The following is a 25,744-nucleotide window of genomic DNA, read 5'->3' on the forward strand; positions in this document are numbered from 1 at the left end:
GCAAAAAGCACTTGGCAGTTGCATTGAAAAGTTATCCACTTTTCGCAATAAAGCCATGGCAAAACAGAAATTTTATTTTCTCCGTTTTGCCCAAAAATCAATGTACTCTAATGGGGTGCTGAATAGTTACAAATATTTTATATTTGTCTATCTACCCGATTTGCGCTATACTATTAATCACGCTGACAAAATTCTTTTGACAAAGGAGAAATCTACATATGAATAAAAAAGAAGTGACTGAAATCAAGAAACAATTCACCCCACATAACTGCGCGATCACCCGGATCTGCGGATGTTATGTAGACGGGGAAAAAGAGAAAAAAACGGAACTGAAAGAAGCATTCCTTTCCCTTCCCGAGGAGGAAATGTTTAAATATTTTGATATTTTCCGCAAAAGCCTCTCCGGAACTATCGGAAAGAACCTGTTAAACATGGAATTCCCGCTTGAGACAGAATCCGAAGGCGGCACACAGGAATTTCTCCTGAAACTGCGTAACAGCCGTCTTACCGACGATGACCTTCTCACGGAATTCTACAACCGGGTGATTGATTCCTATGATTTCCCGGAAAACTACCTGATTCTGCTGATTCATGCCGTATATGATATTCCCGGAAAAGCTTCGGACGGAACAGAGATGTTCGATGCATCGGATGAGGTCTTTGACTACATCCTCTGCTGCTTTTGTCCGGTCAAACTCTCCAAACCGGCTCTCAGCTATCACGCCGATGAAAACAGTTTTCATGAGAGGATCCGCGACTGGATCGTGGAAATGCCGGATGCCGGATTCTTATTCCCGGCATTTAACGACCGCAGCACCGATATCCACAGTCTTCTGTATTATTCCAAAAATGCAGAGAACCTTTCCAACGGCCTTACCGACGTCCTGCTCGGCTGCGTACCTCCGCTCACAGCCGGAAGCCAGAAAGAAACTTTCAAAGCTCTGATCGAGGAAACGCTTGGCGATGACTGCGAATATGAAGTAGTCAAGAATATCCATGAGAACCTGAATGAACTGATCGAACAGAACGCAGAAAATCCGGAACCGCTTGAACTCGATAAAGCCGAGGTGAAATATCTGCTCGCCAAAAGCGGCGTGGAAGAAGCAAAACTGGAAACATTCGACGAACACTTTGATGCTGCCGCCGGTGAAAACACTTCTCTTCTTGCCGCAAATGTAGCGAACACGAAGAAATTCGAGATCAAGACACCGGACATCACCATTCAAGTGAACCCGGAATGCGCCGATCTGGTCGAGACCCGCATCATCGACGGCCGAAAATGCCTGGTCATCGCAGTCGACGACCGTGTTGAGATCAACGGCATCAGTGCCAGAACCGCAACGACCAAAACAGAGCCATCAAAAGAATAGAACAATACCGGGCGGCGCTCTGCCGACCCGGTATTGTTCTTACTAAAATCCTTTCCCATATAAGAACCAGAATCGCTTTTTTCGATTCAGCATCTTCAAGTATTCCCTCCGGAATTTCCGGTACAACCGGAACATCTGCTTCTGTTCCTCTTTATCGATCTGTTCACCAGAGAACGCAGCTCTTTCCGCGCACAGATACATCCATTCCCACTCTTCCCCGGAAAGCTGGGAAAAATGTGCTTTCATCCTCTCCAGAGTCATCCTCTCATTTTGCGGATCGGGCTTCATCCCGTCAAACAGACAGATTTCATATATGGCCTGGTACAGGTTGGCAATTCCCCGATTTTCTTTTCGCCTTCGGAAACCGGCATATCGTTTTTGCCTTACAAGACCTCCAAATACCATGAAAATGCACAGCACCAGAATGATCACTCCCAACGTCGTTGCTGCGACAACTGCCGTTATCTTTCCGATTGTCTGAATAATCCCCGGCTTATTTTCTCTTTCTCCGTTATCAGTCTTTCCCCCGTCATCCGTCTTCTGATCTGCCACATTTCCCCCTTTATTTTCTTCCGTCTCCGGTTGTGTCGTCAGATCTTCTTCCTCTGCCTGAGCTGTGTGATCCGCTTCTTCATGTTCCACAATATCCGGTGTTTCGTCTTCCCGGTCATCAGGAGTACCTGCCGCATCAGTCTCTTCCATATACGACGGCGTGTGTTCCCTCACCACCCAGCCGGTCTTCTCATCAAACGTCTCACACCATGCATGTGCCATATCATCCGTCACCACAGCACGGTACGTTCCGTCATCTAATCGTACAAATTCATTGGAAGGGACTGCATATCCTTCCACAAACCGTGATGAATAGCCACACATCCTGTAGATAAGCGCTGAGGCTGACGCAAAATGGACACAGAATCCTTTCCGGTTCTCTGTCAAAAAGTATTCCGTAAATTCTTCACCTTCCGGAACCTCTCCCGGTGTCTTACTATAACGAAGTCCCAGTGTATCTTCAAAAAGCCGGTTGATCTCATTTGACACCTGTTCCACATTTCCTTGATCCATCGAACGGGTTAATGCTTTCAATTGATTCAGTCCGTCCGGAGCCGTACTGTACTCTTCCTTAACAAATGTCCTGTATTCATTCCAGATATCCGACTCTTTGGCAAGCTCTCCCGATGAGATGTTCTTGACCTCTGCCGCCGAAAAGTAACTATACTCCTGATCCTTCGTCCATCGTCCTTTCACCCAGGCATCCAGATAGATTTTGCCATCCTGATTCACTTTCGCAAAATACGGTATATAAGAAAAATCAGAGGAAGCTCCTTCTCTGCGGATCCGGATCTTCTGTTGTTCCAAACCGGCCGCCCCGTCACTGATCCTTGTAAATGGTTCATTCATCAGTGCTCTGCGGCCGGACTCTCCGAAAATGGACGGCACGCCTTGCCGGAACGCCAAAACCGTCTCTTTCTCCCATGCCCTTCCGGTATAGTTCACCCCGGTATATGCTCTTAGATACAGTGTTTCCCTGGGTTTTTCCGTCACTATGACTTCCAGTGCTTTCTCGCCGGTGGGCTTGAATTCACTCAGATGTTCCAGATTTCCTTTTCCGATCCCTCCTCCCGAGTAAGATCCCTCTTTGCCAAAACGGGCTTCCAGAATCCCCTGCATATCGATCTGCTGCATCTGGGTCAGTCTGTCATAGATCTCAATCAGGCGATCCTCATGCTCCAGTTTATATGTCCGGATATACGGCATGCATGCCTGCGTACACCCAAACAGAACGCCCAGCATCATAAGGATTCCGGCTGCTTCTCTTAGTGGCACACATTTGCATATTTTCCATCTCATGTAAAAGAGCGTTCCGCCAAGCAGACACCAGGAAGCGGCTGTCGAAGGCATTTTCCCGACCGTGGCGGCCATTGCCACCGGCAGAACGATTACCAGCAGCACCAGAACATTCCCTCGTGCCCCATGCTTACACTTACCCGCCAGTTGCAGAAGAAGAGCCAGAATAATCTGGATTCCAAACAGAGCTGCCAGAATATCTGCCGAAATCTCATTCACCTTAAGAAGCGGCTGGCTCACCCCATAGAACTCATTATTCAGCCGGATATAGGCATTAGCCAAAACAGAAATCCCATTTAAGAAATTCCAGGGCGTTAGCACAAGCATTGCCGAAGCAGCCACTGTCAGAATCGGGATCCATTTCCTTCTCCCCCATCTCCCCGCCCAGACTGCGATTCCTGCTGCCGGTAAAGGCAGAAGAAAAAGTGCCGCGATCGGGTTATGGACCTCAAAGACAGAAAAATATGCGGCAAAAACCAGCACCAGCATTCCGTACATTGCTGCCGCTTCTTTTACCGCATATCCTGCTGTCTGTTCTCTATTTGAACGGTCAATAATCTCTAATCCATTCATCTTGTCCCCTCATGAACCAGAACTATACAATCAGATACATCTCTTCCCATGCGATCTTTTCCTCGTCTAACGGAACAACGCACCTTTTCTCCCCATGTATCAGCAACGTACCGTCTGAACATAATTCCGCATTCGTACTGAACAGTTCTCCGCAGAAGGCTTCTTCATACAAAGCCTCCACTTCATCTGCATTATCGTATTCCTCCACAAAAATCAGCCGGTTCATCAGCTCATAAACATGTTCCATCCGGCTGATCCTCTTTTTACAGATTCTCTGATTGGCCTTCTCATACCATGCCACCATATGCACGCACTCTGCTTCTAACAGGGAGAACGAAATGGAAGCTGCCGTCTCCAGAACCCCAGAGGCGATCCGTTTCTCTTTTCTGGAGTCTTTGTTCCGGCGCGTTCTCCTTTGCCCGGGTTTCTTTTCCAGATTCAGCCAGAGCAAGACCACACAGCCAAGCGGTCTTCCATGTTCCTTGACCAGAAGCTCATCGGCTTTTGCCGACAGTTTCCAGTGAATATCATGAATCGAATCCTGCTCCCTGTACGCTCGGATCTGATACGTCTCTGACGGATCGTCTCCGCTCTCCCGCTCCGAGTACTCATCTGCATCCGCGGGAAATTCCCGTGTGCGTCTCGTCACCTCCACCGGAATCAGATGGCAATCGGGAAGAATTCCCACCGACTGCCGCTGTACCGCCATCTCCCGGCGTCGCCGAAACGCAGCTTTTCTCCCGTTTAACAAAGCTGTCCTCAATATTCCCAGGCTGTCATACAGCCAGCACTTTTCCAGCCTGATGATCAGATTTCCACATCTGGACGAGCGCAGCAGAATAACTTGCTTCTCTTCCTGCCCCGCCTTCACCGTCCCGCTCACTCCATGCCGGAGAACTTCCCCGGTGAATTCATTTTCCACAGACAATTCTATGCGATACCGCGCCGCGAACCTGTGTGAAGCATTTCTCACAATCACCCTTACCGGAATTTCCTGATTCTTTTCCGCAATGGGTATAATATCTTCCAAAACGACACGGATCTTCCCCTTCTGCAGCATAAGATACCCGAACGCCAGCGGAAAATAGATCAATTCGGCCACCAGCATGGCGGCCACGATTTCGTCCTCATACAGGAAAAAACAGTATAATGTCAGCAATACCGCCGCCATATAAATACATACACGTTTGATCATAGTCTCCCCATGCTCCCCGCTTTTATCGAAACATTATCTCTTCCTTACATTCGGTTCCTTCACCTGCATTAAGACCTGCTCCAGGATCTCCTCAGGCCTTGCATGTCCCACTTTCGCTTTGGTATTCAGGCGGATCCGGTGAAGCGCAACGCTTCCAAATACCGTTTGGATATCTCCCGGCAGAACATAATTTCTCCCTTTCAGCCATGCTCTTGCCCTCCCCATCGCCGCCAGTGCCACTGTTCCTCTCGGGCTGAGTCCGGCAGTCAGAAGCTCATGTTCTCTGGTTGCCTTTGCAAGATTGGCGATATATTCAAACACGGAATCGTGGATAAACACCTGAGATGCCTCTTCCTGCATCCAGAGGATCTGCTCCGCTCCCGTCACATTCTGCACTTCATTCACCGGGTTGCCCATCTGACGGCGCTTTAGAATCTCGACCTCTTCCTCTACCGTCGGATACCCCATCCGGATACAGATCATAAAGCGGTCCAGCTGCGATTCCGGCAGAAGCTGTGTCCCCGCCGACCCCTCCGGATTCTCGGTCGCAATAACTACGAACGGCCTTCCGGTGCTTCGCGTCACACCGTCCACCGTCACACATCCTTCCTCCATAACTTCCAGAAGCGCTGACTGCGTCTTCGGAGAAGTACGGTTGATCTCATCCGCCAGAAAAAGATTGCACATCACAGCTCCCGGCTGGTAAACAAATCTTCCAGTTTCCTTTTGATACATGGAAAAACCGGTCAGATCCGCCGGCATCACATCCGGCGTAAACTGTACTCTCTTTTCCTGAATTCCCATCGCTTTGGAAAATGCCAGTGCCATCGTCGTTTTCCCGACCCCCGGCATATCCTCGATCAGAATGTGGCCGCCTCCTATGATCGCAGTCATGATCTGCTCGATCACATCATCCTTTCCGACAACAGCTTTCTTGACTTCGCGGATGATCTCCACTGCATGATTCTGTAATTCCCCCATCTTCACTCCCCCTTAGTCCACTATAAAACGGTTCCTCCGCCGCTTCCCACAACAACGCCGATCCGCAGTATGAACCATACCACATTCTTCAGCACACTCAGTATCGCACTCATCAGCGCTTCCATCGGAACATACAGCACTCTTGTTCCGAGAAGAAGCAGCAGAATCAGCCATCCATATTGCCGGAAACGGCTGTAAAATCTGTTAACCGCAGGCACGATCTCTGCCAGAATATTTGCCCCGTCAAGCGGCGGCACCGGAATCAGGTTGAATACCCCAAGTCCCACATTCAGCTGTGCCCCATAATAACTCAACACATATAGATAATTCAAGAGCACTCCGCTGGTTCCGAATTTGTAGATCAGACCGTAAAGCAGCATGAACAGAAACGCCAGAATAAAATTCATCAGAGGCCCCGCTGCTGCCACCAGAATCATATCTCTTCGTTTATTTTTATAATTCCGTGTATTGACCCGGATCGGCTTTGCCCATCCGACATGAAAGACCAGCAGGCACAAGGTTCCCCATACATCCAGATGACGGAACGGATTCAGTGTCAGCCTTCCGTCCATCTTCGGTGTCGGATCCCCAAGAAGATAAGACATATATCCATGTGCGAATTCATGCATGGAAATTGCAATCAGGAGTGCAGGCACTACATAGATCAATGTTTGAAAAAAAGTATAAATTGCTTTCACAATCATTCCATAAGCGCTAAAAAACATAAAAAAATCTCCATTTCTATACTCTAATATGCACATTATAGAACCTGCGCCCCAGATATTCAATAACAGGATTGTAAACTTTTAATTAAAAAAGGTCCACTGGACCTTTTTGACATATGCATGGCAATTAAAAAAGATCCACTGGACATCTTTGACATATGCATGGCAATTAAAAAATGGTCCACTGGACAGCTTTGGCATATGCATGGCAATGAAAATACCGCCGGAAAAGTTTTCTGCTTCGCTCGATGCTTATCTTTTACGACGGTATTCTCTGATTATTATCTCTTATTTTTCTTATTTTTCATTCTCGTACTCTGTAATTCTTGCTACTTTCGGGGCAGAACGTGAATTCGGATCATAAGATACACTTAAGTACTCTTTAACCAGACATTTTGCAAGTTCAATTCCGGTAACCTGTGCGCCCATCGTGATGATGTTTGCATTGTTACTAAGCTGGGCTCTCTGTGCCTGATATACATTATTCACTAGTGCTGCATATGCTCCTTTTACTTTATTTGCAGCGATACATACACCGATACCCGTTCCGCAGATGAGAATTCCCCGTTCACACTCCCCTGCAGCTACAGCCTCAGCCAGACGGATTCAGTATCTGCATAAATCGGATCATCACTTCCGAAATCTACACATTCATGTCCGAGACTTTCGATGAACGGTGTTAAGATTGTTTTGTACTCTGTTGCATTTGGATCACAGCCGATTGCAATTTTCATTGTTTTACCCTCCATTTGAGTTGTATTTTGATATCGTATCCATTATACAATACTTTTGTGAAAATTATAAGTCCTTTTTTGATTATTTTTTATTTTTTTATTTTTACTTTCGTTTTCTTTTATTATTGTTTCTTTTGCATTTTCATCTGAAGATTTATACCAAAAGGATTCACCGCTACGCCCTCGGCTCCCGGCACCAGTATTTCAATCAGTTTTCCCGCTTCTACGATTCCGGTCTGCAGCTTCTCCTTACGGTGTACACTCAGGAATTTTCCAAGCTCCTGCACGTCTGTAAAGATCGGCTGAAATACTTTTCCATCTTTCTGTTTGAGAATCACCATCTCTTTTCCTTCTTTAGATACAACAAAATACTTTCCTTTCTGGAAATGTGCCATCATCTCTTCGCTCAGTTCGCGCAGTTCTTCACTTTCCAGAACCTTTTCCTGCGGAAGTCTCCGCGCCTCCTGCATATAGTAAAGTGCCGTCAGTTGAAATTCGGAATTTTCGATTCGTTCCTGTCCGTTCGGCATCTTCCCGTCGTTCTTCCTGGTCACCAGATCCGCCAGCTGTATTCTTATCTCTTTCGGCAATCCCAGATCATATACGATCTCATTTACCCCCATCGGATAAAGGCTGACATAAAACTCGAGGAAACTCCGATTTTCGATTTTAACGATTTTTACCGGAATTTTTTCATTCATAAGTTGTCTTACTTTGTTTTTGCATTCATCTACATTGAAATAAATAAGAATTTCATCGTCATATGTTTCCGGGTCGCACACAACATACGGCATTTTCGTACATTCCGAAAAAATGACATACATCTCCTTCTGACTGCGGACCGTCTGAAGTACTTTCTGATCTTTTACTCTGCTGTTTTCCATAATTATCTGCCTTTCCGGGCACTTGCCCTCTCTTATTTTCTGTCTGACCTGCTCTTTTGATCAGAGTGCTTTCCTGATCTGTTCCTCCAATGGAATGTTTCTCTTCGTATTATACCAATCCCCCATAGAAATAGCAATGTACACCTTCTTGTAAAAAGCCTCTCTATATTGTAAAATGTAACTGTTCAGAGCCAAGCAGATTTGTCAAAAAAGGGCGTTGAATGCTTGCATTCATGAGCACTTTTTTGTACAAATCTATTTGGCGGATACGCCACACTGAGGAAACACGAAGTGTTTTCGAGGTTGGCTCTGAACAGTTACTATAAATAAACCGGAAGACCAAAATCCGACAGAAAGGAAAATGCTTATGAAAGTGACCTATATTCACCACAGTTGTTTTCTGGCAGAAACCGAAAGCTGCTATTATCTGTTTGATTATTTTAAGGGAGAACTCCCGGAACTGGATCCGCAGAAACCCATTCTGGTACTGGCCAGCCACAAACACGCAGATCATTATCATCCTTCCGTATTCTCTTTACTGAAGGACATGGGAATGGAACAGATTCATGCCGTTTTGTCGCGTGACATTTCAGGGAGAACGGTCCCCAAGGACATCCCTCTCCTATCTGTTTCGTCCCGCCGCACCTACAGCCTGCCACAGGGACAGACACTGTCAACCTTTCTTTCTACGGATAAAGGAGTGGCATTTCTCATTCGCGACAAGGAAGAATGCTTCTACCACGCAGGTGATCTGAACGACTGGGTATGGGAAGAAGAATCCGACTCCTACAACAGGCAGATGACCGGAAGTTACCGGAAGGAAATCGATACACTGGCTCAGGATCTTGACGGCACAAAGCTGACTGCTGCCTTCGTTGTTCTGGATCCAAGACAGGAGAACGATTATGCCCGGGGTATGCTGTATTTTCTGAAGAAAATATCCTGCGACCGCATTTATCCCATGCATTACTGGGAGCAGCCTGAGATCATAACACGTTTTCTTACAGAATATCCGCAGTACCAGAATCGGATCCTGCTGACAGAACCCACAGATGCTAAATGATCGGCATCCCCATTTATACTACTACCAACCATGCGCTTCCACGCGGAAAAGAGGACCATTATGAAATTTCAAATGTATCATGAGAATTACAATGTAACAGATCTGGACAAATCCCTTGCATTTTATGAGAAAGCACTGGGACTCAAAGAAAAACGCCGTGTGAACGGTGAAGATTTCGTCATTGCATATCTGGGAAATGACGAGAGCGATTTTGAGCTGGAGCTGACGTGGCTTCAGGATCATCCGCAGCCGTACGATCTCGGTGAATGTGAATTCCACCTTGCTTTTCGAACAGATGACTACGAAGCTGCCCATAAACTGCATGAAGAAATGGGCTGCATCTGCTTTGAAAATCCTGCCATGGGAATCTACTTTATCGCCGATCCGGACGGATACTGGCTGGAGATCGTTCCACGCAAGAAATAGACTATAAGATTAGCGTACACGGAATCGATTCCGTGTACACTATTATATATATCAGAAGAGGCTATCCCTCAATAATCTTAACACCCCATGCCGGAATCTCCAGCATTTCCTGTGCTTCAATCCGTCTTCCGGATAACAATTCCACGCCATCTTCATAAGTATATGGCACCTTCCTTGCTTCAGCGGAGTAGTTTAAGAAATATTTGACTTTTTTACCGAAATCATTCGTTCCCTTTCGTACAATAATCGGATAAGCATATTCCGGCAAATCCACTTTCTGCTCCAAAAAGAAGTTCATTCATTCTCTCATACCTCCGTCCATAAAGAACACTGAATTTGTTCCCCAGTTTCTGCCTAATTCTCTTTTGTAAAAATCCTTATATCCCCTTCAAAATCCAACTCAATACTATTTTCATCATAATCCTTTATTCTGATTGTAGTAACGATCGACTCATTTGGTTTCGGATATTTCAGTGTAATCGTTCTGGTTTCATCATCATATGTATAACCCTCACATAAATCAGAATCATTCGCAGGATTCCCACATCCATAATAATAACTGAAACTGCCATCCGAAGAAAAACAGATATGCTCTACATCAATCTCTGTCTCCCGACACCAATCAATATCGGTGAAAAAAGTATACTCGCTATAATCTGTCTTCTCGTCTCTGCCGCAGCCTATTAACGATAGCAATGCCAATAGCATTATAATCAAACCAATTGTGTATTTCTTCATAACAAGCCTCTTCCATTCAAAATCATTACTTCAAATAAACCAGTATATCTTTTACTGCTTTATACATCTGATCTCTGCTTTCTAAAGGAAATACAGTGTGCTCATCCGGTTCATCCGGATCACATCCAATCGAAATCTCTGTTGGCTCAACCTGTAAATCCACATAATATTGCTTATACTTCCCCTGAATCCCTATACATTTATAATCCGGAAGCCAATCAATATATATGTCTGGTTTTACAATATCCATTTCTTCCATTCTGATTTTTAGTTCACCACTAATATAATCAGATAATAAAAGATCAAACGGTGAGAGCTCAGCATTCGCCGTATTTTTCTCATTAAGATAGTTGATAATCTTCTTTTTCTTCGTTTGAAACATTCGAAATTCACTCCTTTATGCTAAAGATTCCTTCAAAAGAGTTATTAGCCACATTCAATGACTTTATCCCACTATGCTTTTTCCCTTTCCGGATTTTATCCACTTTTATCATAATACCATTTACTCTCAATAAAGTCTTTTTTTATTTTTCATTATTTGGGGTTCTGTAGTATAATAAGATCAGAATAAATGAACGAGGTGACTCTGATGAAACATCCAATTGCAAAAATATATACGAATCAGGGAATTATTACCGCCGAACTCTATCCCGAATACGCGCCAAACACTGTAAATAGTTTTATATGGTGCATAACGCAGGGTATGTACACTAATCGACTCCTTTCTCGTGTTGTTCCGGGCTTTGTCATTCAGTCAACTTATGATTTTTCAAAAGAACCTGACTGCGATCTGGTACTTAACGGGGAGTTTGCTTCTAATGGATTTAACAATCCAATTCAATTTGGAAAAGGAGTTCTGGGCATGGCCGGTGACGCAAGCAAAGAAGCGCATGGTTGCGGATTCTTTATTACATTATCCGACGATGTCAAGGAAAGACTCCAAGGCAAATTTGCTGCTTTCGGACGGGTTATCGATGGGTTTAAGGAAATAGAACGTATTGAAAATGTTCCTCTTCGTGACATTACCGAACATTCAGAAGGGCCTGATATTGTAATCAAGCAGCCTATTACAGATGAATTTATTAAGAAAATCGAGATTGAAACTTTTGGTGTGGAATATCCGAAGCCGGAAATCTTAAGATGGGGGTACGATTGCTAGTACACCGAAAAATAAGTATCTGATACATTGACGCAGGATGATTGTTTCATATGCAAGGCGGAGGAATGAGGCGTAGCGGTGGCTACGTCGATTGACGACCACGCTGCAGATGAAAAATCAGACAAGTCAAGGTGTCAGTTACTTATTATTCGGTGTACTAGTATAGCGTCCGATAAATAACTGGATCAATCACGAAGAATACTTTTTCGAATGTACAGAAAAAAACGTAGGCGTAGTGAGCTACGCTGAGGCTTTTTGATCTGTGCAGTCGAAGAAGTAGGCAAGTGATTGGATTTCCCCCATTTCTTGTTACAATCCAGTATACAATTGTATAAAACATTCTTTCTCTTTTTCTGACTCAAACAACTGTAACCAGCTGCAGATTTCAACTGCAAAGTCAATGAATGCCGTTCCCAGGGCAGTTATCACATTTTTATCGACAACAACTCTCTTCTCTATATAATTCTCTCTCGGAAAAGGATCCTTACTGCCAAATATCTCTATATGTTTTTTAGTCCAATTTGTAACCGGTGTAGTATAGGATACCTTATCTAAGACTCCGGCTGATGCCAGAAAAAATGTTCCCGCTCCACAGATTCCGGCAAGCAGTTTATTTTGAGAATCCAGTTTTCGTATTAATTCTATCAATTCTTCCCGAATTACTCCAAACCATCCTCCACAGATGATCAGCCCCTCTACGTCATCATTAAGAACATCTGCCACTAATTTATCCGGCTTGTACAGCAAACCAGAAGTACCTTTGACCAATTTGTCTTCATAATATATGGTTATCACTTCTTTTCCTGCATCTGCTTTTAACAGATGAGCAATAAATGTTATTTCGTAGTCTGTCATGTTGTCGAATATGAACAATAATACTTTTCCCATTTTTTAGTCCTTTTTTAATACCTGTGAAGTCCTCTCCCATTCTCCTTCAGCCACTTCTGATACTTCCTGTATTCCGGCATGGTATCTTCCACAACCCTCCAGAAACGTGGGGAATGATTCATTTCCTTCCGATGAGCGAGCTCATGCACCACTACATAATCCAGCACTCCCGCCGGGGCAAATATCAGCCTCCAATTGAAGTTCAGATTCCCCTCACCACTGCAGCTTCCCCATCTGGTTTTCTGGTCGCGAATCGCAATTCTTCCGTAACTGACACCCATCATTTGGGCATAATAGGAAACCTTCTGTTCAAAAATTTCTCTCGCTTTATCTCTATACAATCTTTGCTCCGCTTCACTGAGCGGCTGGATTTTCATCGAATCCGCTTCTTTCTCCTTCTGTTCCTCCACTTTGGCAAGAACCCATGCTTGTTTCTCTTTTAGAAATGTGTCAATTCTGGACTGTGGACAATTCCGCGGAGCGCGTACCAGGACAGAACCGTCCTGGCGCACTTCCACTGCTATTGTTTTCCTTGAAGACTTAATTATCTCATACGTGATGTACATTATCCTCTTCCCTTTAATTCAATATCACTTCCAGAAATCTTTCCCCATACTTCTGATACTTAAACTCCCCGACACCACTTACCTTAAGCATCTGCGCTTTATTTTCCGGCCTCACCTGGCACATATGTACCAGGGTCTTATCCGAGAACACAATATATGGCGGAACTTTTTCTTCTTTTGCGATCTCCATCCTGAGCTGACGCAGCTTTTCAAAGAGTGCCTCCTGTTCATTTGAAAGCAGTACCCCAGCCGTTTTTTTCTTCTTTTTCACCGCAGTCTTTTCCGTTTTCTCCTGTTCCTTCGCCATTTTCATGGAGACCGAAACTTTACCTTCAAGTAGGGAATCGGATTTTTCAGTCAGCTTCACCAGCATATATTCGTCATTCGTTGTCGTCAGATACTCTTCCAATAATAAATGATTGAAAATCTGACGGAGCCGCCACGCCGGTACTTTCGCCAGAGTCCCGTAACATGGATTTTTATCCATTTTATATTGTCTGATCTTTGCGGTGTTCGCACCGTGTACGGTATCCAGAATCACATTGATTCCATACCTCTGTCTGCTTGTCTTCACGCATTCTGTAATCTTTTCCGCCTCTTCGGTCACGTCGACCGTTTCAAACTGACTCAGGCAGCTTGAACAATTCCCACAGTAATTCGCCCCGTACTCGCCGAAATAACGGAGGATGTAATCCCGCAGGCATTCATTTGTAAAACAGTAATACGTCATTTTCTTCAGTCTTTCACGGTCGCGCTCCATCACAATCTCCCGTGTAAAATCATCCAGTTCTTCATTATCCTGATTGTATTCAATAAACCGCTGATTGGTAACCACATCCTGCCCGCTGTAAAATAATATGCATTCTCCGGGCTCTCCATCCCGCGCACATCGTCCGACTTCCTGATAATAGGATTCCAGATTTTTCGGCATATTATAATGCACGACATAACGGACGTTGGATTTATCGATGCCCATACCAAATGCATTGGTCGCAACAATGATCTGCTTCCGGTCATAGATAAAATCGTCCTGATTCTCACGTCTTTCCTTATCGGAAAGTCCCGCATGATAACGGGTCACCGAAAATCCGTCGTCCTCCAGGCGGACACACACTTCCTCCACCAGCTTTCTGGTCAGACAGTAAATGATCCCGCACTGTCCCGGATGCATTTCCACAAATTGTTTCAGGGCAGTGTATTTATCCTTTGGTGTCTGTACCCCGAGATAAAGATTCGGCCGGTCGTAACCTGTTGTCACCAGTACCGGATCCCTCAGCATCAGAATATCGATCATATCCTCACGGACTTCTTTCGTCGCAGTAGCGGTAAATGCACTGATGACCGGGCGCACCGGAAGCTTGTCCACAAAATCGGTGATCTTAAGATAACTGGGCCTGAAATCCTGTCCCCACTGGGATACGCAGTGTGCTTCATCCACAGCCACCATTGAAATCTTTGCATGCAGTGCAAAACTTAAAAACTCTGCAGTCTCCAGCCTTTCCGGTGCTACATAGATAATCTTATATCGTCCTTCTGCCGCAAACGCGAGTGCTTTTTGATATTGTCCATATGTAAGGGAACTGTTGAGGAATGCTGCATGAATTCCGACTTGATTAAGAGATGCCACCTGATCCTTCATAAGTGAGATCAGCGGCGAGATTACAAGAGTGATTCCTTCCATAATAAGTGCCGGAATCTGGAAGCAAAGTGATTTTCCTGCTCCGGTTGGAAGGATTCCGAGCACATCCCGCCCGGACAGGATGCTGTCGATCAGCTTCTCCTGTCCGGGGCGGAAATCTTCATATCCAAAATATTGTTTTAAAATCTGATTTTTTTCTTCTGTTTTTGTCATTTTCACCTCAGTTAAAGATAGACTACTACTTCTTCCGGCTTTTGAGCTTTTTCCATCTCCAACAGATAAAGTACCGGCTGTTTCGGAGCAAATCTTCGTACAGATTCATATTCAAAACGCGCCTTGATCCGAGCCCATCCTCTCTGTTCAAACTGCAGTTTTCCGGATATTTTGCACGGATACCCATAAAATCTCACATCGTCCACACAGCAGGTCATGATCTGTCTTCCCGGAATCATTAGGTTATCCGGCATTCCTTTCGGTCGGAACGTCTGCGCCAGAAATGTGATCTCTTTGTGCAGATAATGCTCTGGATGCTCATACGCATCCACATACCAGGTTCCGAAATCCACATCATCGACCTCAATCTCATCCGCTTTGATATCAAATGGAAGGTCTTCTTCCGTCTGGGGGATGATCTGTCCGTCTTCATCCTCAAAGATCAGCTGTGCCTGCGGGTTCTGGATCTTCAGTGCTCTTCGAAATGCAGACCGGTCTGTCCCTTCTCCACAGCGGTTGATGACGATCAGCTCCGATTCGGTGAGCTGGCTCATCAGCATATTGCGCATATTTTTCAGATACATATCCAGCGTTTCGCCATTTACCGTAGAATAAACGCCCTGGATTTCCCAGTTTTCCGGATATTCCTCGTCCATGATCTCCTGAAGATCCCATGTACCATTGTACTCAATGACAACCTGCGCCGGGTGATACGTGCGTTCACAATTATCAAAGAAATCCCCGTTCAATTGCTCCCGTTCCTCTATTTCAAGGAGAAACATACCATTTTCATCCAGATAACTCTCTGAGTACTCTTCTTCACCCTCTTCACACTGTAAAAGAAGTGTCGGCCCATCTTCGATCCATTCCTGCTTCATGAGGGTATCCTTCACGAAAGTCGTTTTGCCGCTGTCCAGAAATCCTGTACAGATATAAACCGGTGTCATCATCTTTCCCACCTCCGGTCTAAATATGGAACAGCTTCATAAGCTCGTCTTCCTTCAGATCTGTTCCAATCACGCAAAGGCGGCCTGTATAATCAGCCTGTCCTGCACGGATCTCAAATTCCTCCGGAACCATATCAAACTGCTTCCATGAACCGTCTTCCATCTGAATAATGCCTTTTGCGCGAAGAATCGTTCCGTAAGCTTCCGTCTCTGTCAATGCTTTCAGGATAAAATCAAGTTCATCCTCGGTATATTTGTGAGCTGTTTCTTTGCCCCAGCTTGTAAATACTTCATCCGCATGGTGATGTCCATGGTGATCATGATGATCGTGGCATCCGCAAGTGCAATCCGGACCATGGTCATGATGATGGTCATGGTCACAACACTCCTCATCGTGATGATGGTGATGATGCTCGTGATCACAGCATTCCTCCTCTTCATGATGGTGGTGATGATGCTCGTGATCGCAACATTCTTCCTCTTCATGGTGATGGTGTTCTTCCAGAATGCCTTCAATCTCGGCACCATGCTCCAGTGCGCGCTGTACTGCTTCTTTTCCAAGTTCTTCCCACGGTGTTGAAATAATGGCCGCATCCGGATTCTTCTCTCTCAAAATATGAACACATTCTTCAATCTTTTCATCCTTCATCATCTGTGTTCTGCTGATTACGATCGTGGATGCATGCTCCACCTGATTTTCGAAGAATTCTCCGAAATTCTTCATATAAATCTTTGCCTTTTTCCCGTCCACAACCGTGATCCGGCCATCGATCTCAATATCTGCCTCTTCTTTGACACCTTCAATAGCCTTTACTACGTCAGACAGTTTTCCGACTCCGGATGGTTCGATGATCACTCTGTCCGGCTGATACTCTGTAAGAACTTTCTGAAGTGCTTTGCTGAAATCCCCGACCAGTGTACAACAGATGCATCCTGAATTCATTTCTGTGATCTCAACTCCTGCATCTTTAAGAAAACCGCCGTCGATACCGATCTCGCCGAATTCGTTTTCAATCAGAACCAGCTTCTCTCCGGGAAACACCTCCTCGATCAGCTTTTTTATAAATGTTGTTTTACCTGCACCTAAAAAACCTGAAATAATATCTACTTTTGTCATTTTTCATCCTCTTTTCAATCGATCTTTACGTCTGCATGGCTAATTGTATCACACTTCCTAAAAAGTTGCAAATAAATGGGGTTGTTTATCCTTTGTGATTAGTGTATAATGGTTCCAAGAGAAAGAGTACCATTTTTAGTACAAAATATACGTAAAAAGGAGACTTGTAGATATGGTAAATTTATTAACAGGCCCAAAGGGTAGTGGAAAAACACAGCAGATGATCGAGCGTGCGAATGAACTGGTGAAAGGTTGCGACGGACATGTATTTTTTATCAAGAAGAGCCATCGCGATACATACAGCTTATCTTTCAACATCCGCGCTATCTGCATGGATGATTACGATGTAATCACGAACATCGATGAATACCTGGGATTCATTTACGGTATGACAAGTGCAGACCACGATATTCAGGCAATTTTCATTGACGGTATTTTAAAACATGCTAATATCGCTCTTGAAAATATTCCTGCTTTTATTGAAAAACTGAAAAAGATTTCTAAAGACAACAATATCGATTTCTATATCAGCATCAGCGCTACAAATGAACAGCTCGGTGATGTAAACATGGAAGGCTGCCAGATTCTGAATTAAGATTGAAAATAAACAAGGGAAAGGACGTAACATATAGATGCTGCGTCCTTTTTTGTTCCTATACATAGATAAATATCTGCCGACATTCTCGCCGGCAGATATCCATTTCTTTATTTTTCCAGAGACAAAACCGTGTTCGTCTTCTCTCCTTTTTTATATTCTACAGTTACTTCATCACCAATTTCATATCGGATGATATCAATATAGTCCACAACAGACACATCAAAAATATCTTCCGAGCCTTCGATCATGATATAATAATGCGATGTTCCGTCAATGACCGCCTGTGCAATTTTAGTGATCTTTCCTTTGATTTCCAGAACTTCTCTTTCATCTTTTTCTGCTTCTTTCACTCCATTGGTAAGGAGAAGTTCATTATACTCCTGCTCACATTTGCTGACCGTATCACCAATCGCAACCAACTGGTACTTCTGGACGTTTACCATCGCATATTTCTTGACCAGACCGGCATCATCTTTCAGTGCGATGAAATACGTCGGCTCGCCCGAGATATTCAGAAGCAGCGGGAACGTAGCCACATAATGCAGATTCTGCACCTGACCTTCAGCTGAATCCATGGCAGAGTCCTCAATCGCACCTTCGACTGCATAGTATTTTGTCTCCATCGTTCGCTGATTCATCAGCACGAACCCGACGTTGGACTGATCGCTGTTTACAGAAGTTACACCTGTATAAACCCATACGTCATCATCGATTGCAAGATAATTATAGCCGTTCGTCGTCTTCAGGCAGTCTTTCTGACTCAGTATGCTGTTCAGGAAACCATGCTTTAACGAGCCATAATAATCATATAATTCTATCAGAAGATCTGCTGAATACGCACGGTCAATCCACTCCGGTACTTCATCGATCTTATAGTCTTCCATTTCACCGGTAATGGCATTACACAAAACCACACGTCCTACGGTTACCCCGCCAAACAGACCGATATTGTATTTCATTACCGGTGCGATCCAGTATGGAACTCCGTCATCGTCAATCTCAAAACTGAGATCCCCATAAATATAAGTCGGATGCGCAAACCTCAGATGACGATAAATATTCCTTCCAAAGTACTCACTGGTCGAATACTTCATACCTTCGTCCAGCTTTACCATTTCCGTTGTCTGGCTGGCCATGTCGATCCGGATATAAGCCGGGATTCCTTCTTTGCGGTTTGTAAACCATTTAATCAGACTGGCATACCGAAGCGGAGATACCCTGACCGGACGGTTTTTGTAGTTGATCTGGCTGTAAATATCATCGACTTCAAACTGCGAAACCATGTCAGACATACTTCCCATCTTGCGGTTACCCAGAATCTGTGCCGAATCCCTGTCGAGAAGCGGAATCTGATCAAAGGACAGTTCTTCAATATCCTGTGTAAATTCTCCGTCCTCCACCTTAAGAAGCTGCTGATATTTCTTTGCGTTGATCACCGGTGAAGAAAGAAAGCTTCCAATCAGGTATACCAGCAGAAGAACAATGAACAGTCCGATGATCACCTTCAAAAACTTGGAATCACTGATCTCCTTTCTTCTTGAAATTCCTCTTTTCAGGGCATAAATAATTCCAACAACGGCAACCAGTACAAGAATAAAGTACCATACATCCGCCGAATGAATATTAAATGCTGGGAGCGCCAGATAATAGTAGATTCCTGCCAAAATCAAAAAAATAACAACTCCCAGAATAGTTCCTTTCTTTTTCACATTCATTTCCTCCTCTTTTAAAATTTTTTATTCCAAAGTGTTGGTGTAAACAACATCAGGAATGGAAATATCTCCAGTCTTCCGATCAGCATATCAAAGCAAAGTACCAGTTTTGAAAAGCTATTGAATTTAGCAAAATTCTCCACCGGACCGACCAGTCCCAGCCCCGGTCCAACATTGTTCAGAGTCGTAAGTACCGCCGTAAAGGATGTCTCAAAATTATAATTGTTCGCAGAAACAAGCAAAACAGAAAGAGCAAGAATAATAATATATGCACTGATATAAACATATACGCCCCGCATGGTCTCTTCTTTCACCCTTTTTCCGTTTACCTTTACAATGGATACTCCCTTCGGGTGCAGCATCGACTTCAATTCCCGTCCGATACTCTTGATCAGGATCAGAAATCTGGAAACCTTGATACCACCACCCGTCGACCCTGCACACGCACCAATGATCATCAAAATCAGAAGCACCATTTTCGAAAGTTCCGGCCACAGATTAAAATCCACAGTCACGAAACCCGTCGTTGTTATGATTGCCGCCACCTGAAAAGAAGCATAGCGAAATGCTTTCCCAACAGAGTGATACATTGGAGTGATATTCACCACTATCATCACGACAGCGACTGCGATAATTCCCAGGTAAGCACGAAGTTCTTCATTTTTCAGAACATTTTTAACATCTTTCATTAACAGGAGGAAATACATGTTAAAATTAATCCCGAACAAAATCATGAAAACAGTGATCACACCATCAATATAAGCGCTGTTAAAATGTGCCACACTGTTATTGTAGGAATTAAATCCTCCGGTTCCGGCTGTGCTGAATGCATGCGTCACACTGTCAAAAAGGCTCATCCCTCCGCAAAGGAGCAGGATGATTTCCAATACAGTCAGAATGAAATACATACCATACAAGAGTTGCGCCGTTCCCCTTGCCTTTGGGACCAGTTTGTCTGCTTCCGGACCCGGAACTTCCGCACGCATCAGATGCATGGAATTCTTTTCATCAAGGGATGTCAGCACCATTACAAACACCAGCACACCCATACCACCGATCCAATGCGTCAGTGCACGCCAGAAATTCATACATTTGGGCATACTTTCAATATCCATAAGTATAGTCGATCCCGTCGTGGTGAAGCCTGAAACAGTCTCAAAAAACGCGTCGATAAAATTCGGTATACACCCGGACAGAAAAAATGGAAGCGCTCCGAACAGTGACCAGAAGATCCATGCCGTCGCCACGATGATCAGCCCTTCTTTCGTGTAAATCATCGTATCTTCGGGTTCTTTTCTCCCCCATATGAAATAGCAGACGCAAAGGAGTGCCGACGCCACAAGAAAATATGCCGACTCCTTCTCACTGTACATAAGCCCTACCATCATCGGAATTAAAAGCAGAATCGCCTCAACCCCAAGCATTTTTCCAATGATATATTTTGTCATTTTCTTATTCATTGCTTACATTCTCCTGCTAAAGCATTATATCAGTGATATCCTGTACTTTTTTTTCTGTCGTTACCATCACTACACTATCCCCGACCTTCATACATTCATCACCATCCGGAATGATCACCTGACGTCCCCGCCCAATGCAAGCAATCAGGTTGTTCGCTTTAAAACTAAGTTCTTTCAACGGAATATTGGTATAATTTGTCTCTTCTTTGATAATAAACTCGAGAGCCACTACTCTTCCGCCGACAAGCTGATACATGGATTCAACATTGACGCTGCGAAGCGAATTCTGACGAGCACGCACATAACTCATAATCGCGTCAGCAGTCGCTGTTTTCGTGGAAACCAAAGCATCAATATCCAGTTCCTGCACCAATTGTGCTCTGCTGTCTTCATTGACCTTAGCCACTATCTTATCCACACCCTTGGTTCTTCCAAACAATGCAAGTATAATATTCTCCTCATCCACATTAGTAAGATTGATCATGGCATCTGCTTCTTCAATGCCCTCTTCAATCAGCAGATCATGATCTGCTGCATCTCCGCATATAATAGTTGCCTTCGGAAGCTCTTCACAGAGTGACTCACACTTTTTCAGATCTTTTTCAATGATCTTCACCTGCATTCCAAGAGCAATCAGCTGTTTTGCAAGATAATATGCCACTCGGCTGCCTCCGCAGATCATGACTTTCTTTACTTTTCTTTTTCTTCCGACAAATCGGAAAAACTCTTCGATATATTTATGGGAAGCGACCAAGTGAAGTCTGTCCCCGACCTTTACCAGAAAATCTCCATCCGGAATAATCACATCATTCCCTCTTCGCACCGCACAGATAAGCAGTTTAATCTGATACTTCTGATAAATATCAGAAAGCTTCATCCCGTCCAGCCTGCTCTGTTCTTTTACAATATATTCTACGAGCTCAGCTTTTCCTTTCATAAATGTCTCAACCTTTGCGGTATCAGGAAGAAGAATCGCCCGTGAGATTTCAAATGCTACCGCAAGTTCCGGATTCACTGCCATACTGAGTCTGAGATCCTCTTTCAAAAGATCAATTTGCTGATAGTAGATAGGATTTCTCACACGTGCAATGGTGTGCTTTGCTCCCAGTTTTCTTGCCAGAAGGCAGCTTACCATATTCAATTCATCTGTAGACGCACAGGCTATAACCAGATCTGCATTCGGAACTCCCGCCTGTCTCTGGATTTGAGCATCTGCTCCATCCCCGTTGATGCACATAATATCCAAATTATTGATTGCTTCTTTCAGTTTCCCTTCATTTCGATCAATCAGTACGACATCGTAATTTTCTTCGGATAATTGTGTCGTCAATTTATGTCCAACTTTTCCGTCCCCAATAATTACAATTTTCATTTAAGGCTACCCTTCATTTTTCTTTAGATTTACCTACGTAGCATACCACTTTTATGTCAAAAGTACAATAGCGAGGTCTGTAATTTAAAACGAATTAGTGTTGTTAAAGAAAGCCGGACAAAATGCCCGGCTTTTCTCTTGTTCTATCAAATTGAATTTACGCCTCTTCTGCAGCGCGTTTTGCGATTTCCTTCTCCTGAACATCATTCGGTGCCTGCTCATAACGGGCAAATTCATAAGAATATGTACCACGTCCGCCCGTCATGGAACGAAGCGTTGTACAATATCCAAACATACCTGTCATCGGCACATCCGCCTCAATCACCTGATATCCGCCTGCAACCGGATTCATTCCTAAAACTCTTCCACGACGTTTATTCAGATCTCCCATTACATCTCCGGTATAATCATCCGGAACCGTAACCTTAACGGATGCAATTGGTTCCAGAAGAACAGGACCTGCTTCCATGAAACCTTTCTTAAATGCCTGGCATGTTGCAGTCTTAAATGCCATTTCTGAGGAATCTACCGGATGGTAAGATCCATCGTAAAGAGTTGCTTTTACGCCAACAACCGGATATCCTGCCAGAGGTCCCTTAACAACAGAATCCTGAAGTCCCTTCTCAACAGCCGGGAAGTAGTTCTTCGGAACAGCTCCTCCCACAACCTCTTCTTCGAATACATACGGTGTCTCCAGATCTCCGGACGGTTCAAATCTCATCTTAACATGTCCGTACTGTCCATGTCCGCCGGACTGTTTCTTATACTTGGTATCCACATCGGAATTCTTGCGGATCGTCTCACGGAATGCAACTTTCGGAGTCTCAAGTGTAATACCAACTTTATAACGTTCTGCCAACTTGCTTGCCACAACTTCCAGATGCTGATCGCCCATACCATAGATAAGAGACTGACGGTTCTCACTGTCATTCACCACTTTCAGTGTTACATCTTCTGCCATCATTCTTGCAAGTGCCTGGGAAACTTTATCTTCATCACCTTTATTATTTACTACATATTTCATATATGTATATGGTTTGGAGTATTCGGTTCTTCCAAAAGAAACCGGAGTATTCTTTGTAGAGAGCGTATCACCGGTTCTTGTTGTACCAAGTTTTGCGATTGCTCCGATATCTCCGGCAAAAAGCTCGCTCACTTCTACCGGTTTATTTCCGTTCAGGGTGTAGATTTTACCAAGCTTTGCTTCTGCATCTGTCTCTGCATTATAAAGGATATCATCGCCTTTCAGTACGCCCGAACATACTTTCACAAAAGAGTATTTTCCGATAAACGGATCAACCATAGTCTTAAATACATATGCACTCTTCGGCTGTGCAAAGTCATAATTTGCCTCAAAGATCTCATTTGTCTTACGGTTGATTCCTGCACACTCACGATATTCCGGACTCGGGAAGAAACGTACAATATCAGAAAGGAGATTGGTTACGCCCTGCGCCTGAATATTGGAACCCATCGCTACCGGAACGATCGAACCGTCCATAACTTCGCTTCTCATAGCAGAACGAATCTCTTCTACAGAGAATTCATCTCCTTCGAAATAACGTTCCATAAAGGCTTCACTCGTCTCAGCCACTGCTTCAAGAAGTTTCTCACGGTAAATCTGCAGATTCTCCTTTGAATATTCCGGAATTTCACATTCTTCTTTCTGTCCGAGACCTGTATATCTTCTTGCCGCATTCTTAATAACGTTTACATAGCCAACCAGCTTCTCGTTCTCACGAATCGGCATGAAATGAGGTGCGATTACTTTTCCGTATCTTGCTGTCAGATCTTCCACTACCTGACGGAAACTTGCATCATCCACATCCATCTCTGTTACATAAATCATTCGCGGAAGTTTATACTTGTTGCAGAGTTCCCATGCTTTCTCGGTTCCGACCTGAACACCAGCCTTACCAGAAACAACGATCACCGCTGCATCCGCCGCACTTACAGCTTCCTCTACTTCACCTACAAAGTCGAAATATCCAGGAGTGTCCAGAATATTGATCTTTGCTTTTTCCCACTCTATCGGAATCAGACTTGTGCTGATTGAGAACTTTCTCTTCTGCTCCTCTTTATCGAAATCACTGATCGTATTTCCTCCGTCAATGCTGCCCAGACGGTTCGTTGCTCCTGAAACATAAGCCATTGCCTCTGCAAGACTTGTCTTTCCACATCCCCCATGTCCCAAAAGAACAACGTTTCTTATTTCATCCGTTCTGTAAACCTTCATGCTGCTGCCTCCTTGTAAAAAGTTTCTCATGGGTACATTGTACTAAATATTGTTCAAAGTTACAACTATTTTATTTATTTTTAACAAAAATATCGCAACTCCTATCGCTTTTTCACTTTAAAGCGTTGCATTATTGACAGAATTCGTTTTATCATTTAAAATGAAAGTTAATGTTTAGAAAGGATTCTTTAGCTATGAAACAGAAGAAAATCGGATTTATTGGTCTCGGACTGATCGGCGGGTCCATTGCCCGGGCCATCCGCCGTTACTATCCGGATTACGAGATAATTGCATTCGATAATAATAAAGAAACACTGGCACTTGCAACACAGGAATCGGTCATTCATGTAGCCTGCACGTCGATCGATGACAATTTCCGCGACTGCGACTACATTTTCCTCTGTGCCCCTGTGGCATTTAATACCGAATACCTGAAGATGATGACGCCCTATCTCCATGACGGACTGATTCTCACTGACGTTGGGAGTGTAAAAACTCCGATGCATGAGGAGATTGAACGTCTGGGACTGGGGAAATACTTCATAGGCGGTCACCCGATGGCCGGTTCTGAGAAAAGCGGATTTGCAAATTCCAAACCGCTTTTAATTGAAAACGCTTATTTCATCCTTACTCCTTCTCCGGAAGTTTCCAAAGAAAAAATACAGAGCTATTCCGAGTTCGTGGAGGCTCTCCATTCCATTCCTGTCGTGCTTGATTATCAGATCCATGATCAGATTACCGGCACGATCAGTCATCTTCCGCATATTATCGCCGCATCCCTGGTTAATTTTGTGCGGGATACCGATACTCCGGATGAACTGATGAAGAATCTTGCGGCGGGCGGTTTTAAGGATATCACAAGGATTGCTTCTTCTTCACCGACGATGTGGCAGCATATCTGCCTTCAGAACGGAAAGAATATTTCCCGGATTCTGGATGAATATATTCAGATGCTGACTCAGGCTAAATCACTGATCGATGCAGGCGATTCTCAGGCAATTTATGATATGTTTGACCATTCCAGAAATTACAGGAATTCGATCCCTGACGGTTCATCGGGACCGATCCGGAAGACGTTCGCCATCTACTGCGACATACCGGATGAGACCGGCGGCATTGCAACAATCGCTACGATCCTTGCGTGCGGCGGTGTCAATATCAAGAATATCGGAATTGTAAATAACCGCGAATTTGAAGAAGGCGTTCTTAGAATTGAATTCTACGACGGCAATTCCTGCGATAAAGCTTCCGCTCTGCTCAGAAAGCATCGGTATATCATATATGAAAGATAACGAATCTA

At 44.2% G+C, this 25,744-nt stretch carries 26 protein-coding genes; 7 read left to right on the forward strand and 19 right to left on the reverse strand.

Annotated elements, in window-relative coordinates:
• A partial coding sequence (locus tag ACTNBR_RS01150) for a hypothetical protein (RefSeq protein ID WP_441016709.1) occupies nt 1-226 on the forward strand: 226 nt, incomplete at its 5' end.
• Nucleotides 219-1,370: a DUF4317 domain-containing protein gene (locus ACTNBR_RS01155; protein WP_441016712.1), complete on the forward strand. Its 1,152-nt coding sequence runs from the start codon at nt 219-221 to the stop codon at nt 1,368-1,370. The genes ACTNBR_RS01150 and ACTNBR_RS01155, both read left to right, overlap by 8 nt.
• Before the next feature lie 42 nt (nt 1,371-1,412).
• On the opposite strand, the gene ACTNBR_RS01160 is transcribed toward ACTNBR_RS01155, so the two are convergent.
• The 7 genes from ACTNBR_RS01160 to ACTNBR_RS01190 form a co-directional block, all read right to left on the reverse strand.
• A complete protein-coding gene (locus ACTNBR_RS01160) occupies nt 1,413-3,791 on the reverse strand; it encodes a transglutaminase-like domain-containing protein (RefSeq protein ID WP_441016715.1) in 2,379 nt (792 codons plus the stop codon).
• Nucleotides 3,792-3,813: 22 nt separating this feature from the next.
• Nucleotides 3,814-4,986, reverse strand: coding sequence for a DUF58 domain-containing protein (locus tag ACTNBR_RS01165; protein WP_441016718.1), 1,173 nt, complete (start codon nt 4,984-4,986; stop codon nt 3,814-3,816).
• 33 nt (nt 4,987-5,019) lie between these two features.
• A complete protein-coding gene (locus ACTNBR_RS01170; RefSeq protein ID WP_427807265.1) occupies nt 5,020-5,967 on the reverse strand; it encodes an AAA family ATPase in 948 nt (315 codons plus the stop codon).
• A gap of 20 nt (nt 5,968-5,987) precedes the next feature.
• The gene (locus ACTNBR_RS01175) at nt 5,988-6,692 is read right to left on the reverse strand and encodes a site-2 protease family protein (protein ID WP_427807264.1); all 705 of its coding nucleotides are present in this window, start codon (nt 6,690-6,692) and stop codon (nt 5,988-5,990) included.
• A gap of 297 nt (nt 6,693-6,989) precedes the next feature.
• The gene (locus tag ACTNBR_RS01180; RefSeq protein ID WP_441016858.1) at nt 6,990-7,298 is read right to left on the reverse strand and encodes an RpiB/LacA/LacB family sugar-phosphate isomerase; all 309 of its coding nucleotides are present in this window, start codon (nt 7,296-7,298) and stop codon (nt 6,990-6,992) included.
• On the reverse strand, nt 7,277-7,426 hold the full coding sequence (locus tag ACTNBR_RS01185) for a hypothetical protein (protein WP_441016721.1): 150 nt from the start codon (nt 7,424-7,426) through the stop codon (nt 7,277-7,279). Before ACTNBR_RS01185 ends, ACTNBR_RS01180 begins: the two co-directional genes overlap by 22 nt.
• Nucleotides 7,427-7,548: 122 nt before the next feature.
• The gene (locus ACTNBR_RS01190; RefSeq protein ID WP_427807262.1) at nt 7,549-8,310 is read right to left on the reverse strand and encodes an SseB family protein; all 762 of its coding nucleotides are present in this window, start codon (nt 8,308-8,310) and stop codon (nt 7,549-7,551) included.
• A 367-nt stretch (nt 8,311-8,677) separates the two neighbouring features.
• Here ACTNBR_RS01190 and ACTNBR_RS01195 point away from each other — a divergent pair, with 367 nt between their 5' ends.
• Both ACTNBR_RS01195 and ACTNBR_RS01200 read left to right on the forward strand, forming a co-directional pair.
• Nucleotides 8,678-9,373, forward strand: coding sequence for an MBL fold metallo-hydrolase (locus ACTNBR_RS01195; protein ID WP_441016724.1), 696 nt, complete (start codon nt 8,678-8,680; stop codon nt 9,371-9,373).
• A 60-nt stretch (nt 9,374-9,433) separates the two neighbouring features.
• Nucleotides 9,434-9,799 (forward strand): VOC family protein, encoded by a 366-nt coding sequence (locus ACTNBR_RS01200; protein WP_427807260.1) that lies wholly within the window; start codon nt 9,434-9,436, stop codon nt 9,797-9,799.
• 61 nt (nt 9,800-9,860) lie between these two features.
• Here the strand turns inward: ACTNBR_RS01200 and ACTNBR_RS01205 are convergent, their stop codons facing one another.
• Genes ACTNBR_RS01205 through ACTNBR_RS01215 form a run of 3 tightly spaced genes read right to left on the reverse strand, consistent with a single transcriptional unit; the run spans nt 9,861 to nt 10,919 of the window.
• Nucleotides 9,861-10,097, reverse strand: coding sequence for a Beta-galactosidase C-terminal domain (locus ACTNBR_RS01205; protein WP_441016726.1), 237 nt, complete (start codon nt 10,095-10,097; stop codon nt 9,861-9,863).
• 56 nt (nt 10,098-10,153) lie between these two features.
• Complete coding sequence (locus ACTNBR_RS01210; protein WP_427807258.1) at nt 10,154-10,537, reverse strand: hypothetical protein; 384 nt, start codon at nt 10,535-10,537, stop codon at nt 10,154-10,156.
• A gap of 25 nt (nt 10,538-10,562) precedes the next feature.
• Entirely contained in the window at nt 10,563-10,919 is a 357-nt protein-coding gene (locus ACTNBR_RS01215; protein WP_427819901.1) for a hypothetical protein, read from the reverse strand.
• A 207-nt stretch (nt 10,920-11,126) separates the two neighbouring features.
• On the opposite strand from ACTNBR_RS01215, the gene ACTNBR_RS01220 reads away from it, so the two are divergent.
• Nucleotides 11,127-11,696 (forward strand): peptidylprolyl isomerase, encoded by a 570-nt coding sequence (locus ACTNBR_RS01220; RefSeq protein WP_441016729.1) that lies wholly within the window; start codon nt 11,127-11,129, stop codon nt 11,694-11,696.
• A gap of 309 nt (nt 11,697-12,005) precedes the next feature.
• Here ACTNBR_RS01220 and ACTNBR_RS01225 read toward each other — a convergent pair whose 3' ends face one another.
• From ACTNBR_RS01225 to ACTNBR_RS01245, 5 genes are read right to left on the reverse strand one after another with little or no spacing between them, the layout of a single operon-like run.
• A complete protein-coding gene (locus ACTNBR_RS01225; protein ID WP_441016732.1) occupies nt 12,006-12,584 on the reverse strand; it encodes a DJ-1/PfpI family protein in 579 nt (192 codons plus the stop codon).
• A 14-nt stretch (nt 12,585-12,598) separates the two neighbouring features.
• A complete protein-coding gene (locus ACTNBR_RS01230; protein WP_441016735.1) occupies nt 12,599-13,150 on the reverse strand; it encodes a M48 family metallopeptidase in 552 nt (183 codons plus the stop codon).
• Nucleotides 13,151-13,163: 13 nt separating this feature from the next.
• Entirely contained in the window at nt 13,164-15,002 is a 1,839-nt protein-coding gene (gene recQ / locus ACTNBR_RS01235; protein ID WP_441016738.1) for a DNA helicase RecQ, read from the reverse strand.
• An 11-nt stretch (nt 15,003-15,013) separates the two neighbouring features.
• Nucleotides 15,014-15,952 carry a TIGR03943 family putative permease subunit gene (locus tag ACTNBR_RS01240; RefSeq protein ID WP_441016741.1) on the reverse strand — a complete coding sequence of 313 codons (939 nt, stop codon included), beginning with the start codon at nt 15,950-15,952 and terminating at the stop codon, nt 15,014-15,016.
• Between the two features lie 16 nt (nt 15,953-15,968).
• Complete coding sequence (locus ACTNBR_RS01245; protein WP_427819906.1) at nt 15,969-17,066, reverse strand: CobW family GTP-binding protein; 1,098 nt, start codon at nt 17,064-17,066, stop codon at nt 15,969-15,971.
• A gap of 172 nt (nt 17,067-17,238) precedes the next feature.
• On the opposite strand from ACTNBR_RS01245, the gene ACTNBR_RS01250 reads away from it, so the two are divergent.
• Nucleotides 17,239-17,661: a hypothetical protein gene (locus tag ACTNBR_RS01250; protein WP_427807250.1), complete on the forward strand. Its 423-nt coding sequence runs from the start codon at nt 17,239-17,241 to the stop codon at nt 17,659-17,661.
• Between the two features lie 110 nt (nt 17,662-17,771).
• Here ACTNBR_RS01250 and ACTNBR_RS01255 read toward each other — a convergent pair whose 3' ends face one another.
• The 4 genes from ACTNBR_RS01255 to ACTNBR_RS01270 all read right to left on the reverse strand — a co-directional run bounded on the left by ACTNBR_RS01255 (nt 17,772) and on the right by ACTNBR_RS01270 (nt 24,444).
• The gene (locus ACTNBR_RS01255) at nt 17,772-19,379 is read right to left on the reverse strand and encodes a CvpA family protein (RefSeq protein WP_427807249.1); all 1,608 of its coding nucleotides are present in this window, start codon (nt 19,377-19,379) and stop codon (nt 17,772-17,774) included.
• Between the two features lie 11 nt (nt 19,380-19,390).
• A complete protein-coding gene (locus tag ACTNBR_RS01260; protein ID WP_427807248.1) occupies nt 19,391-20,836 on the reverse strand; it encodes a TrkH family potassium uptake protein in 1,446 nt (481 codons plus the stop codon).
• Nucleotides 20,837-20,852: 16 nt separating this feature from the next.
• Complete coding sequence (gene trkA / locus ACTNBR_RS01265) at nt 20,853-22,208, reverse strand: Trk system potassium transporter TrkA (RefSeq protein WP_427807247.1); 1,356 nt, start codon at nt 22,206-22,208, stop codon at nt 20,853-20,855.
• A 157-nt stretch (nt 22,209-22,365) separates the two neighbouring features.
• Complete coding sequence (locus tag ACTNBR_RS01270; protein WP_427807246.1) at nt 22,366-24,444, reverse strand: elongation factor G; 2,079 nt, start codon at nt 24,442-24,444, stop codon at nt 22,366-22,368.
• Between the two features lie 194 nt (nt 24,445-24,638).
• Here ACTNBR_RS01270 and ACTNBR_RS01275 point away from each other — a divergent pair, with 194 nt between their 5' ends.
• On the forward strand, nt 24,639-25,736 hold the full coding sequence (locus tag ACTNBR_RS01275) for a prephenate dehydrogenase/arogenate dehydrogenase family protein (RefSeq protein ID WP_441016744.1): 1,098 nt from the start codon (nt 24,639-24,641) through the stop codon (nt 25,734-25,736).
• The last annotated feature ends 8 nt before the right edge of the window (nt 25,737-25,744 follow it).

The organism is Bariatricus sp. HCP28S3_F11, assembly GCF_052065395.1.
In the GTDB taxonomy this organism is placed as follows: domain Bacteria; phylum Bacillota; class Clostridia; order Lachnospirales; family Lachnospiraceae; genus Allocoprococcus.